Below are 13,416 nucleotides of genomic sequence, written 5' to 3'. Positions count from 1 at the left end.
ATGACTCACTTTGTCATGAAGAGATTGTTCATTGCGATTCCTGTATTATTCGGTATTACGATATTTAATTTTTTTATCATTAATCTCGCCCCTGGTAATCCAGCAGAGATGTATATAAATCCTTCCTTGTCTCAAGGCGATATTGATATGCGGATGGAGAGTATGGGGTTAAATGATCCTTTTTGGGTACAGTATTTTCGTTGGCTTTTGGCCATCATACAATTTGATTTTGGGTATTCCTTAGCCAGTTACCAACCGGTGATTGAGGTAGTAGCTGAACGGATTGGTCCAACCCTTTTGCTTATGTTTGCTTCTCTCATTATTGCGTATAGCATTGCTATTCCAATAGGGGTCATTAGTGCTGTTAAGCAATATTCGTGGATGGATTATTTCTTTACATCTTTTTCTTTTTTAGGAGTATCTATTCCTAACTTTTTCTTAGGAATTATGGGAATATTCGTTTTTGCTTTAACTTTTCAAATACTCCCTACAGGAGGGATGTATAGCTTAGGGTCCAATCAAGGCTTTGGGGAACTACTGAAGCATATTATTTTACCGGCCTCTGTTTTAGGGACAGCCATAGCAGGAAACATGGTTCGTTATGTGCGGTCTAGTATATTAGAGGTTTTGGGTCAGGATTATTTAAGAACGGCTAGAGCGAAAGGCTTGCACGAATGGGTTGTGATTGTGAAGCATGCCTTAAGAAATGGCTTAATTCCAATCATAACGATTATCGGGTTAGATATTCCTGTGCTGTTTGGAGGGGCTGTCATAACAGAGCAAGTATTTCAATGGCCGGGAATGGGACAGCTGATGATTCAATCCATAGGGTCGAGAGATTACTCTACGCTTATGGCCTTAAATCTTTTAATTGCTGTTGTCGTTCTTTCCGTAAATACCATAACTGATATGCTTTATGCCGTTGTCGATCCGAGAATAAAATACAATTAAAAGAAAGGAAATCAAATGGAGACAGTATCGCTACCTTCTAAAGGCGTTGAAAAAGGGAATTCATACCGCCGTACAATGTTGAAAAGGTTTTTGAGGCACCGTTTAGCTTTAGTAGGCTGCATTTCTTTTTTAGCTATTATTATAATCGCTCTTATTGCACCTTTCATTGCACCCCATCACCCTTTTACTATTTATAGCTCTTATTTACCTCCAGGTAGTGAGCATTGGTTGGGGACCGATCAAAGTGGAAGAGATGTGTTTAGTCGCTTGTTATACGCTTCGAGGATTTCTTTAATTGTCGGAGTGGGCACGGTCTTTATTTATATTATTATCGGAACGATATTAGGGGCACTTGCCGGTTTTTTTGGAGGCTGGCTCGATATGCTTGTGATGAGAATTACAGATGTTTTTTTATCCTTCCCCTATTTAATGGTCATTCTTGTTTTAGTCAGTATTGTAGGACCTAATCTTTCGAATATTATATTAGTATTAGGGATTTTAGGGTGGCCAGGAGTTGCACGACTTGTACGAGGAAATGTTCTTTCCCTAAAAAATAGTGAGTTTGTGAGAAGTGGAATAGCATTAGGTTTTTCAAAATGGAGGTTATTATTTAATCATATTTTACCTAATTCTATTGCACCAATTCTAGTAAACGCAACGTTTGGAGTTGCATTCGCTATATTAACAGAGGCATCTCTAAGCTTTTTAGGAATGGGTGTTCAGCCTCCAACTGCAAGCTGGGGGAATATGTTATCAGAAGCGCAATCTATTTCTATATTAGCAGATAGGCCTTGGTTATGGCTGCCTCCAGGTATCATGATTGTCATAGTGGTGTTATCGATTAATTTTATCGGTGATGGAATAAGAGATGCAATGGATCCAAAAAATTCACAATAGAATAGAGGAAAAAAAATGAAAAAACATTATTTTAGTAAAATAATAGCGTTAATTGCAAGTGTCGGACTATTAGCGGCTTGCGGTAGTAATGATACAAATACGGAAGAATCACCTTCTGGTGTAGATAGTAATAATAGTCAAATGGTTATGGCTCAAGTAAATCCACCTTTAACCTTTAATACGATCAATGGTGGAGATGCGGCTTCTAAGTTCGTTCAAGCTTTTATGTTTGATTCATTATTAGACATGCAGGAGCCTTTAGAGTTTTTGCCTAAGCTAGCTGATTCTTTTGAAACAGAAGATAATCAAACTTTTACCATTAGCTTGAATCAGGATGCTGTATGGTCAGACGGCACACCAATTACTTCAGACGACTTTTTGTTTACATTAAATCGAGCTGCTGACAAAGAGGTAGAATCACAAATTGGTTCTTATATAGCTGTTTTAGAAGGCGTCGATGACAATGGAAAGTTGCCAGAAGGAGAGAGTGATATTCCTTCATTAGTTAAAGTGGATGAGCACACCTTTACGTTTACAACAAAGCAACCCGTTGATCCTAACTTAGTGAAAGAACAAATTGGGGTTAATGTGATGTTATTACCAAAACATATTTTAGAGGATGTAGAGAAGTCTGAGCTAAGTGAACATCCTTTTATGTTAAATCCAACAGTTACAAGTGGTCCATTTTCTTTCGAAGATTACAAGAGAGATCAATATATTCAATTCTCCGCAAATAGTGACTATTACCGTGGAGCACCAGAATTGGCTACTTTATATATTGAGTTAATGTCTGGTTCGAACTTTGCTGTACGAATTGAATCAGGTGAGGTGCAAATGAATGCATCTGCTAGTATTGGGAAAATACCTGTTCAGGATTATAGTCGAATCGAAGGGCTTGATCATATTGAAACGAGCTTAGAACCGAATCTTGGTTTCCAAACCATGATGTTCAATCATAATACGGTTGAAGACCCTAATGTTCGCCAAGCGATTGCTAAAGCGATTAACCGAGAATACTTAGTAGATGAGCTACTTCAAGGAACAGGCGAGGTTATAGATGGTCCATATACTTCGTTTCACCCGTATTTTAATGAGGACTTAGACATAATCGGATATGACAAAGAAGAAGCGGCAAGCTTATTAGAAAGCTCTGACTGGGATCGCCCTCTTCAGTTACTTGTTCCAACAGGAAATCAAATTCGTGAGCAATCAGCGAATATCGTTGCAGAAAATTTAAGAGAAGCGGGCTTTGAGGTAGAAATATCTACATTCGATTTCTCAACCATTATGCAAAGAGCAAACGCAGGAGATTTTGACTTAATGCTAATGGGCTTTACTTTTACTCTTGATCCTGATTATTCAAGTTTACTAGGTGTAGAAGGACCTTATAACTTTATGAATTATGATAGTACGAAATCAGAGGATTTACTTGTTGCAGGTAGATTAGCAGATAATGCAGAGGATAGACTTCAAATTTATAATGAACTTCAAGAAGTGTGGCAGGACGAGCTACCATTTATTACGTTATATTCCGATTTTGATTTTGCGGCTGTCTCCAAGGATGTTACTTTTGGAGGACCAAGACCTCTTGGAATGCACTATGATTTAAATAAGTGGAGTGTTACAGGTCCTCAGTAAAGAGAGTGGGGTTATGTTATACATGTTTGATCAAATACCTGAATTAGAGAAGCAATGGGAGAATATGCTGCAAGAATTACAAGAATTAATCGCGATCCCATCGATTGCTGCACAAAATAAAGGTTCAGATAAAGCAATCAATCTATTAAGTCAGTTGTTTAAACAGGCAGGTGCTTCTGTTGAAGTATTAACAGAGCACCGCGGGTTTCCTGTTCTTTCCGTTCTATTTGAAGCTGGACCAGAGGGTGATAGTGAAAAGACCCTTTTATTTTATAATCACTATGATGTTCAGCCTGCTGACCCGATTGAAGAGTGGAATAGTGAACCATTTCGTTTAACGGAAACGGAAGAGCTATTAATAGGTAGAGGTATAGGTGACAACAAGGGTGATATTATAGCAAGATTGACGGCGGTTAAGCTGTTAAAGGAGGAGCTAGGATATTCACCATGTCGCATAAAGTTCCTTATAGAAGGAGAAGAGGAAATTGGTAGCCCGAGTCTAGCTGCATGCTTGGAGCAATATCAGGAGCATTTCGCTAGTGATGTTTGTGTTTGGGAATTTGGAAATAAAGATGAGAATGAGCGTTTAAATGTAGTTGCAGGATTAAAAGGCATGGCTTATTTTGAGCTTTCCGTCCAGACAAGTGAATCTGATATACATTCTTCTCAAGGTGTCTTTATAGATAACGCCGCATGGAGGCTAACTCATGCCCTTACCACTTTGCGTGATAGTAACGGACAAGTGCTTATTAAAGGGTTTTATGATGATATTATTAAAGCTACAGAGCAGGAAATAGCAACTGCTGCATCACTACCATTTGATGGTGAGGAAATAAAAGCTAGACTCGGCTTGAAGCAACCTTTTTTATCTGAGCGAAGAGGTACAAATCCTAATTATGATAAAGCCTATGAACCGACTGTGAATCTTTGTGGAATTACGAGTGGATATAGTGGTGAGGGTGCAAAGGCGGTACTCCCTTATAAGGCAGCTGCTAAAGTAGATTTCCGTTTAGTACCCGGTCAAGACCCTGATAAAATAAGTAAATTACTTCGAAAGCATCTAGATGATAACGGCTTTGAAGATGTTGTCATTAATCAGCTTAATGGGCAAAGAGCCTATCGCTCAAATCCTAGTGATCCTTTTGTTGATATGGTTTTAGATACAGCAGCAGAGGTATATGAGAATCCTCCCTTACTTATTCCGACTCATCCAGGGTCTGGACCAATGTACGAAATCGGTCACCTTTTAAAAGTGCCTATTATTAGTACTGGAATTGGTTGGATTGGTTCAAATTATCATGCTCCAAATGAGTCGATACGAAAGGCAGATATGGTAGAGGGAATTATACACATCAAGGAAATCATCAAGAGATTTTCGGGGGAGGTTAAGTAAATGAGCTTTATCATTAAAAATGTGACATTAATAGATGGCGTTTCGAACGAAGCGGTTCCAGAATCTTATGTATGGGTTGAGGATGGGAAAATTAAAGAAGTAGGAAGAGGAAGCATTCCTACGACTCATCAAATTGAAGTCATTGATGGAAGCGGTCAGTATTTGACGCCTGGTTTAATCGATAGTCATGTGCATTTAATATGGAGTGGTTCTAGTAACCCCCAAGACCGTATTAGTAAATCTTCCTCCGAGGATATCGCACTTCAAGCTTATCGTCACTCGTTGATTGCTTTACAGCATGGAATAACGACGGTAAGAGACCTATCATCACCAGGAAATACGGTTTTATCCGTTCGGAATATGATTGATGCTTCAATTTTACCAGGTCCTACAATCGTTTCTTCTGGTCCAGCACTATGTATTACAGGTGGGCATGTTCATTATATTGGAATGGAGGCTGACGGAGCAGAAGGAATACGTAAGGCGACTCGTGGACTATTAAAACAGGGAGTCGATGTGATTAAATTAATGGCTACAGGAGGCATTCATACATTTGGTGAAGAGCCTGGAGCTGAGCAATTCACAATCGATGAGCTGCGTGCAGCAAAAGAAGAGGCTTCGAAAAAAAATAAATTCACCTCTGCTCATGCACAAGGGTTAAAAGGAATCGAAAATTGTTTAGATGTAGGAATAGATACGATAGAGCATGGTATTTTTGCTAACGAAGCAGCTTTGAAAAGAATGAAGCAGCAAGGAACATTTTTAGTGCCAACAATGGTCATTATGAGAAATTTAGCAGCTAGTCAACAGACTGCATCATGGCGTGCAGAGAAGGCAAAGAAAGTGATCGAGCCTCATTTTTCGATGCTTGAGCAAGCGGTTAGATTAGGTGTGAAAATTGCAACAGGAACAGACTGCGGGGCACCGGATACACCATTTTCGAAGTATTTTGATGAGCTAACGATTATGGAATCAGCAGGAATGAGTAAAATGGCGGTCATCCAAGCTTCAACGAGTATCGCTGCTGATGCGTGTCAACGACCATTAAGAGGTAGAATTACTGAAGGATGCTATGCAGACTTACTTTTATTGAAAGAGAATCCAATTAAGGATTTGGATGCTTTACGAAAGGAAAAGCGAGTATTTAAGGATGGAAAAGAAGTAACTCCATTTATAAAATAGTAAAAATGTTAAAAGTACCTTTAGACAGAGTGTCTAGAGGTACTTTTTTTATCGTTTATTTACTGAGAAGAAGCTATAAATGTGAGAAGAGAAAGAAATATGCAACGATTTCACCTTCCCAATCGACTATACTATGAAATGGAGGGGAAAACCTGAATGGATATAAGTAAGCTAGTACAAAAAGCAAAGAAAGGTAATGATGAGGCGTTTGAACAATTAATAAGCTCTGTACGTCCAAAGTTGTATCGGACAGCCTATTCATACGTTAGAAATGAACAAGATGCTCTTGATATCTATCAAGAAACCATTTATAAAGCTTACACTTCTCTGAAGTTATTAAAAAAACCTGAGAGTTTTGAAAGCTGGATTATTAAAATAATCGTTTTTAAATCTATTGATTTTATTCGGAAGGATTCTCGATCTTTTACTACCGATTCAGAGGATATATTTTCAGAGCTCATATCTAATGAAAGTATTAATCATATAGCGCATTCTCTGGATTTGTCTGAAGCTTTTCAGTTTTTGGATCCTAAATACAAAACGATTATATTGCTGAGATATTATCACGATCTTTCCATTAAAGAAATTGCTACTATTATGAATTTTCCTGAAGGAACCGTAAAATCTCATATAAATAGGGCGCAAAAAGAGCTTAAGCCAATTTTAAAGGAGGATTATTTCTATGAATAAAGAAAAATTTAATCGTTCAATAGATGATATTGAGGTACCAGTTGAGAAGCTATTGGCAAGGGAAAATATAGCTATGCTTCAAGGAAAGAAACGACGAAAGGTTAGAGAATCCGTACAAAGTTCTTTACTAGCTGTAAGTGGGTTATGTCTAATAATACTGGCATCAGGCTTTTTTTCAACTGGAATGGCCGCGGCTTTATCTAATTTACCCATTATCGGAGGTGCACTTGAGGAATTTGTGTACTCAAAAGAATACTCTTTAAAGGATTATAAAACGGTTATTGGAGAATCAGTAGAAGATAATGGAATGAGTGTCACACTAAATGAAGTCGTATTAGATGAAGGCCAACTTCTTATTAGTAGTACCTTTCACACTGAATTATCAGATGAAGACTTAGAATATAATTGGTTTTCAGATATAGAGGTATATCTTAATGGTAGTGAAATAACTACTCTTGGTGGTGGAGGAGGCCCTCAAGAAATAACAGATTCATATGTAAATTATTTTTGGACTAATGACCTACCTAATGTAAAAATGGAAGATAATCAACAAATTAAAATTGTTTTTCATAATTTGGAGCGATTTGATTCAAAGAAAGTGATAGAAGGAAAATGGAGCTTTTCATTTACGGCATCAGGTGAAAAACTGATGGAAGATAGGGAAATCGTATCAATAGATAAGCAATTTATGATAGAGGATGACCAGCTCGTAAATGTGGAGGATTTGGTATTAACTCCTGTTTCAACAAGGCTAAGTTATAGTATGGAAAATGTTACGAATGATGTGAATTTTAAATTGGAGGACCAAAATGGGGTGGAATTACAGGAATTCTCCGCACGCTCTATGGGAGGCAAGAACTATAACAGATTTTTAGCATTAGATAGTCACGTTACAAAGCTCAAGGTTATTCCATATATTATTGATAGAGCTAAAGGCCATGAAAAAATTCTCGATGATGAAATCTTTGAAATAGAGGCTAAATAACGACTGTCGATGTAATAATGGATATCACATCGTCCTATGGAGCTTAACTCCTGTGAACAAAACGTAAACCACACCTTTAAGAATGATGATTTCAAAGGTGTGGTTTTGTTTAAGATATTCTAAACCATTTAAGCACCTTAATAATCATAATGGCTTCAATCAATCGATACTTTTACTACAACTGGTTTATCGCTTTGTACGGACTTCGTTTCCAATACTAAACCTTCCTCAGTACGGTACCAGGTTGGTTTTTCATCAAACCCTAATAGATTAATATCTTTAATGATTCCATGAAAATGAGGTAATATAGAAGCGTCCTTTTCTCCAAGTGAGGTGATGCAGACTCTTCCGTTGTCGGGATAATTTAATACTGTTGCATAAAGATAGGATCCGTTTACTGTGAAACGGATATCTTTTTCGGTAAAAAATTTACTTTCGCCATCTGTAAATTGTCCTTCCTTGATTTTAGTCGGACCTTCACCTGATGTTCTCCATACTTTGGTATCATAAATCGCTTCTCCATTTACTTTTAACCATGCACCTATTTCAAGTAAAAGCTCACGTTCTTTATCGGCAATCGTTCCATCTGCTTTTGGACCAACATTTAATAATAAGGAACCATTTTTACTGACAATATCTACTAAATCTGAAATGATTTCATTTGCTGTTTTGTATTGATTATTTTCTGTGTAGCACCATGAATTTTTGGCAAGTGAAGTATCCGTTTGCCAAAAGTAAGGCTTTTGATCGGAGAATTGTCCTCTTTCAATATCCACTACAGCAGTACCAAACATGAAAGCATCATGCTTGTAATTTATGGCTACTTCTATATCCCATTCTTTCGCACGATTATAGTAGTAGGCAGCAAACTTTTTTAAGTAAGGTTTAACAGCGCTATGTTGTATCCACCAATCGAAATACATAACTTGCGGTTTATATTGGTCAACTATTTCACATGTTCGAATAAGCCAATCCTCTAAAAAATCTTCAGATGGAGCTGGTTGACTAAATAAATCATGATGATTTGGTTCTGGCATGGCAGGCCAATAAAAATCGCCTTCCTTTAGCGGCTCTTTAATATCACTATCAAATTCCTTTCCATGCCCCATAAAAAACCAATGCTCAACTCGGTGAGAGGATGCACATAATACAATATCGTGTTTGGCTAAAGACTTTTTTAATTCTCCAAGAACATCTCTTTTCGGTCCCATTTCATATGCATTAAATGATGATAGTCTACTTCTATACATTTGAAAGCCATCATGATGTTCAGCAACTGGCATTACATAACGAGCGCCAGCATCTTTAAAAAGCTTTGACCATTCCTCCGGATTAAAATGTTCTGCTTTAAATTGAGGAATGAAGTCTTTATAACCGAAATCTTGATGGGCACCATAAGTATTTAAATGATGCTCATACTCTTTTGATCCTTGAATGTACATATTACGAGAGTACCATTCATTTCCAAAGGCTGGGACTGAATAGACTCCCCAATGAATAAAAATACCAAATTTCGCCTTCTGGTACCAAGTAGGTAATTCAAATTGAGATAGGGAGTTCCAATTATCTTTAAAGCTTCCGTTTTCAATGACTTTATTGATTATTTCTAAGTAATCTTGTTTCATCAAATCCTCCTTCAATAAATAAGTTAAAAGAATTATAATTGATTATGTAAGCGTTATCAATAATGTTTACAAAAAAACAAGTAGTCTATTAAATGATTTTATCAATCTACTCTTAGATTTTTAGTGTTTGATATTACATAGGATTATATCGGTAGTGAATGTTTAAAAAATGGAAATTAGGCTATATCAAAAGGGAACGATTTTACGAGAGGATGTCATACATATGAAAGTAGCAACAAAACTTCTTGCACCGCTGTTAGGTGTTTCCTTTTTGTTAGTAGCTTGTGGTGATTCTAATGGAAGCGAGAACGGTGAAAGTCTGCCAAATGACGAAGTAATCGAGGAAGAAGATGACACAATGAATGATGATTCAGAGCAAGAAGCATCTGGTGAAGCAGGAGAGGATCAGATGGACCTCGTTGTAGGTGACACAGCCATTATGCATAGTAATATTTCCTCCTTTGAATTTACTTTAAATAGTGTTGAAATGGTGGAAGAGCTTGATGGAGAGGAACCAGAGCTAGATGGCTATATTATTGCTTCAATTACGATTAAGAACATTGGAGACGAAGCTATTGATGCTCAAGAGACTTCACGAGTATTTGAGTATACCGATTTCCTCGAAGGGTCGGGTATGTCTGACCAATCCCAATATACAGAGCAGTATGAGGGCGTTGAAGGAGAAATTGCACCAGGGGACGAAATGACAGGTACAGCGGTTTATCATGGTTATATTGATGAAGAGAACTACCTACGGGTGAAGCCAGGGCTTGCTGGTACGGGTTTAATTAATGATGCGATATTTACATTTACACTTGAATAAAGGGAGAATGTATACGATTAAAGGTTCCTCACTAAACGTGGGAATCTCTTTTTGAATATAAAAGAAGAAAGAACACCTCTAAAATATAGGGTGTTCTTTTTTAGGTATTCTTTTAAAAAAATGTATCATCTTGTCCTGTTTTTATTTAACTAATGCTTTTCATCAGGTATTTCAAAAGAGATATTCGTACCTATGTTTGGTTTGCTTTCGATTAAAAGTCCCGTTCCGTATAACTGCTTTAAACGAGTATCAGTATTAAGGAGCCCAATGCCATGGTGGTGATGGCTAGGCGAGAAAATCTCTTTAATTTTTTCTGCCGTCATACCCATACCATTATCAGAAATTGTCATACGAATCGAGGTCATTTCTCTTTTGATCGTAATTTCAACTTGTCCTCCTTCTCGCCTTTTTAAAACCCCATGTCGAATCGCATTTTCCACAATCGGCTGAATAGATAAAGGTGGAATTTGACAGGTAATGTTTGGATCGAGCGTCCATTTCACTATTAACCGACTGCCGAAACGTTCTTGCTCAATATGAAGATAGGATTTCAACAAATCAATTTCATGCTTAAGAGGCACTAGTTGATTTAAGTTGCGTTCATCAAAGCTGGCTCGTAAATAGTGACCAAATGCTTGGAGCATTTTTGACATTCTCTCTGTATCGATTTCACTAAGGGAGGCAATCGTATTTAACGTATTAAATAGAAAATGCGGTTGGATTTGAGCTTGTAGCCAAGCGGCTTCTAATCGAGACCTCTCATGCACCGAATGCTTTAAATGAATAAGCGCTTCGGTTCTTACTTTTAATTCTAGAGAATCAACGGGCTTAACGACATAATCGTTGGCCCCAGAGAGGAACCCGTTGTAAATATCCTCAGGCTGATTACGAGCTGTTAATAGTAAGATGGGTCGTTCAGATATTGTGTATTGTTGACGAATTCTTTTCGTAAGCTCATATCCTGACATTGCAGGCATCATGACATCGGCAATGATTAAATCCCAGTCCTCATCGATACGTTCCATGACTATTTGTGGAGTTAAAGCTGTCTCCAGCTTATAATTCTCCGATGACAGGATGCTCTTTAGGACTTTTAAGTTAAGTGGATCATCATCAATGGCTAATATTTTTGCCTTACTTTTTAGAAGAGATGATGCTTGTTTCTCCTCTATATTAGAAGTCGTTCCTGCTATTTCCATTTGTACGACTGAGAAAATAGAAGGAGCATCTTTCTGTGGCAGCTCACTGGCATAAGGAAGAGAAAAAGCAAAGCTGGAACCTATAAAAGGAGTCGATTGAACGGTTAAGGTACCACCATGTAACTCTACTAGCTGTTTACAGATACTTAAACCGAGTCCAAGCCCGCCACTTTCATCATAAGAGCTGTTGTTTCCTTGCTCATAAGGTTCAAAAATTTGTTTCTGTCTTTCCTTATTAATGCCAATACCAGTATCCTGAACCGTAATGATAGCAAACTCTTTTTTGGGTTGAACAAGGACATCAATCTGGCCCTCATCTGTAAATTTCCCTGCATTATGTAGTAAGTTAAACAAAATTTGAATGAGTCGATTTTGGTCTGCATAAACAGGAGGGAAGGAATCAGGAATTTCTAATGTGATCGGTACCTTTTTCTCCTGCATCATAAAGGTTTGCATATCAATAACTGATTTGATAACGGGCTTTAGTTCAAGAGACTCTTGATTTAATTTTAAGGGCATTTGCTCCATTTTTGTTACATCAATTAAGTCGTTCAGTAAATAAGACATCCTTCTACCAACTGTCATTAGGAGTTTAAGCTCATCCTTTCCCTTTAATGAAAGCTGATTATGATGGTCTTCGCTTACGGCTTGTGCCATATTGAGCATTGCATGGAGTGGATTACGCAGCTCATGAGCCGTATTCGCTAAAAACTGATCCTTGCGTTCATGCTCTTTATGGAGCTTATGAACAAGTTCAACATTATGATCACCGGCACGGAAAAATTGCAGAAACCAAAAAGTAGAAAAGCAAATAAATGCTAGTATGAAATCAAGTGGATAAAAATTTGGATCAAACATTACAGCAAAAGATTCACTAATAATGGCTGCGTTACTTTTAAGTACGCCCCAGAAAACACTTGATACAACACAAATGGCAGCAAGTAATAAAAATAATGAGTCTCGCTCTCTTCTTAAAAGGAGCTGCAAGCAAAGAAAAGCGATGGTAAAAAAGGAGGAGAATAAAACTCCAGTTAACAAAAACGACCATTCTCTAACGAGATAAAGCGGTGCAATGAGAATAAATAAAGCATAAATTCCAGAGAGGATAGTCAATGTATAAATCAATGGGTTTAAACGATTAACCTTAAAAAAGCTTTTCATAAAAAGTAAGTAAAAGAGAGAGAGGCTTGTATAGGAAAAATAGAGAAGCTTTAGTAAGAGCTCTATATCAAGCTGGAACCACTCTAATAAAAAGCGATCATCGCTAACAAGGACTGAACAACCAGCAAAAAAGCTTGCGACCGAGAAATAGAGAATTTCCTTTCTCTTTGATTTGATTAAAAATAAAATCAAGGTATAAGCGCTATGTAAGAACATAATAACCGCCATCATTAGCTGAAGAAAAGAGGTTGTAGTATGATCGTTCATAATAGCTTTTTCCGTACCAAATCGAACAGACCCGATTATTCCGCCATCATAAATGGCCTCACTAGCGGAAACAGCGAGTAAGAGGTCGATTGTACCTTCTGAGTCCGACATAACTGTGGTTACGGATGGCACTAGTGTTGAATCGTTAGAAGAAGTAGTATGATAAGGATTTCCCTTCTGCTCGACTAACTCTCCATTCACATATAGAGCAAACTCGTGATAAATTCTCCGTATTTTCAAGCCATATTTTCTAATTTGATCATCATCAACCTGAATCGTTAATCGGTAGGTGCCATCTTTCATATTCTTATTAAAGGAATCATTAGAGAACCAGTTACTAGGAACTTTAATCGCAGCTGCTTCAGGTAGTGTAGTTGAATCCTCTGCAAGCTCAGGTGTCAGCCAAACATTTGGATAAAACGTCCATTCACCATTTAAGGTGAAAATATCACGATGATCCATATCCACTTTAGTTAAGTCGAGTAACCCATCTTCAGCAAAGGGCTGGTCCGTTTGTAAGGAATTAAAAAACCAAATAGACCTAAAGCCTATAAGAACAACCATAAAAGCAAATAAAAGGATAAACATCTTCTTTTTTGACATAT

Annotated in this window: 10 protein-coding genes; 8 read left to right on the top strand and 2 right to left on the bottom strand. The window is 37.4% G+C overall.

Annotation, left to right across the window (positions count from 1 at the left end; all coding sequences use genetic code 11):
• The 7 genes from AZF04_RS14365 to AZF04_RS14335 all read left to right on the top strand — a co-directional run bounded on the left by AZF04_RS14365 (position 1) and on the right by AZF04_RS14335 (position 7,736).
• Complete coding sequence (locus tag AZF04_RS14365) at positions 1-951, top strand: ABC transporter permease (protein ID WP_061949324.1); 951 nt, start codon at positions 1-3, stop codon at positions 949-951.
• Positions 952-966: 15 nt separating this feature from the next.
• Entirely contained in the window at positions 967-1,848 is an 882-nt protein-coding gene (gene opp4C, locus AZF04_RS14360; RefSeq protein ID WP_061949323.1) for an oligopeptide ABC transporter permease, read from the top strand.
• Positions 1,849-1,863: 15 nt separating this feature from the next.
• The gene (locus AZF04_RS14355; protein WP_061949322.1) at positions 1,864-3,486 is read left to right on the top strand and encodes an ABC transporter substrate-binding protein; all 1,623 of its coding nucleotides are present in this window, start codon (positions 1,864-1,866) and stop codon (positions 3,484-3,486) included.
• Positions 3,487-3,499: 13 nt separating this feature from the next.
• Positions 3,500-4,879, top strand: coding sequence for a M20/M25/M40 family metallo-hydrolase (locus tag AZF04_RS14350; RefSeq protein WP_061949321.1), 1,380 nt, complete (start codon positions 3,500-3,502; stop codon positions 4,877-4,879).
• Positions 4,880-6,061 (top strand): metal-dependent hydrolase family protein, encoded by a 1,182-nt coding sequence (locus tag AZF04_RS14345; protein WP_061949320.1) that lies wholly within the window; start codon positions 4,880-4,882, stop codon positions 6,059-6,061.
• Positions 6,062-6,217: 156 nt separating this feature from the next.
• Entirely contained in the window at positions 6,218-6,751 is a 534-nt protein-coding gene (locus AZF04_RS14340) for a sigma-70 family RNA polymerase sigma factor (RefSeq protein WP_061949319.1), read from the top strand.
• Positions 6,744-7,736 carry a DUF4179 domain-containing protein gene (locus AZF04_RS14335; RefSeq protein ID WP_061949318.1) on the top strand — a complete coding sequence of 331 codons (993 nt, stop codon included), beginning with the start codon at positions 6,744-6,746 and terminating at the stop codon, positions 7,734-7,736. The genes AZF04_RS14340 and AZF04_RS14335 overlap by 8 nt, the downstream gene beginning before the upstream one ends.
• Positions 7,737-7,891: 155 nt before the next feature.
• Here AZF04_RS14335 and AZF04_RS14330 read toward each other — a convergent pair whose 3' ends face one another.
• On the bottom strand, positions 7,892-9,361 hold the full coding sequence (locus AZF04_RS14330) for an alpha-L-fucosidase (RefSeq protein ID WP_235599994.1): 1,470 nt from the start codon (positions 9,359-9,361) through the stop codon (positions 7,892-7,894).
• 223 nt (positions 9,362-9,584) lie between these two features.
• Between AZF04_RS14330 and AZF04_RS14325 the strand changes: the two genes are divergently transcribed.
• A complete protein-coding gene (locus AZF04_RS14325) occupies positions 9,585-10,184 on the top strand; it encodes a DUF4352 domain-containing protein (protein WP_061949316.1) in 600 nt (199 codons plus the stop codon).
• Positions 10,185-10,333: 149 nt separating this feature from the next.
• On the opposite strand, the gene AZF04_RS14320 is transcribed toward AZF04_RS14325, so the two are convergent.
• Positions 10,334-13,414 carry an ATP-binding protein gene (locus tag AZF04_RS14320; protein ID WP_061949315.1) on the bottom strand — a complete coding sequence of 1,027 codons (3,081 nt, stop codon included), beginning with the start codon at positions 13,412-13,414 and terminating at the stop codon, positions 10,334-10,336.
• Positions 13,415-13,416: the final 2 nt, after the last annotated feature.

It is taken from the genome of Alkalihalobacillus trypoxylicola (assembly GCF_001590785.1).
Taxonomy (GTDB): domain Bacteria; phylum Bacillota; class Bacilli; order Bacillales; family Bacillaceae_D; genus Alkalihalobacillus; species Alkalihalobacillus trypoxylicola.
This window is presented reverse-complemented; position numbering and strand designations above follow the sequence as displayed.

Bases quoted from the DNA above. Each gene is read 5' to 3' on its own strand.
- AZF04_RS14365 (WP_061949324.1), top strand. From the start codon at position 1: ATGACTCACTTTGTCATGAAGAGATTGTTCATTGCGATTCCTGTATTA.
- opp4C (WP_061949323.1), top strand. From the start codon at position 967: ATGGAGACAGTATCGCTACCTTCTAAAGGCGTTGAAAAAGGGAATTCA.
- AZF04_RS14355 (WP_061949322.1), top strand. From the start codon at position 1,864: ATGAAAAAACATTATTTTAGTAAAATAATAGCGTTAATTGCAAGTGTC.
- AZF04_RS14350 (WP_061949321.1), top strand. From the start codon at position 3,500: ATGTTATACATGTTTGATCAAATACCTGAATTAGAGAAGCAATGGGAG.
- AZF04_RS14345 (WP_061949320.1), top strand. From the start codon at position 4,880: ATGAGCTTTATCATTAAAAATGTGACATTAATAGATGGCGTTTCGAAC.
- AZF04_RS14340 (WP_061949319.1), top strand. From the start codon at position 6,218: ATGGATATAAGTAAGCTAGTACAAAAAGCAAAGAAAGGTAATGATGAG.
- AZF04_RS14335 (WP_061949318.1), top strand. From the start codon at position 6,744: ATGAATAAAGAAAAATTTAATCGTTCAATAGATGATATTGAGGTACCA.
- AZF04_RS14330 (WP_235599994.1), bottom strand. From the start codon at position 9,361: ATGAAACAAGATTACTTAGAAATAATCAATAAAGTCATTGAAAACGGA.
- AZF04_RS14325 (WP_061949316.1), top strand. From the start codon at position 9,585: ATGAAAGTAGCAACAAAACTTCTTGCACCGCTGTTAGGTGTTTCCTTT.
- AZF04_RS14320 (WP_061949315.1), bottom strand. From the start codon at position 13,414: ATGTCAAAAAAGAAGATGTTTATCCTTTTATTTGCTTTTATGGTTGTT.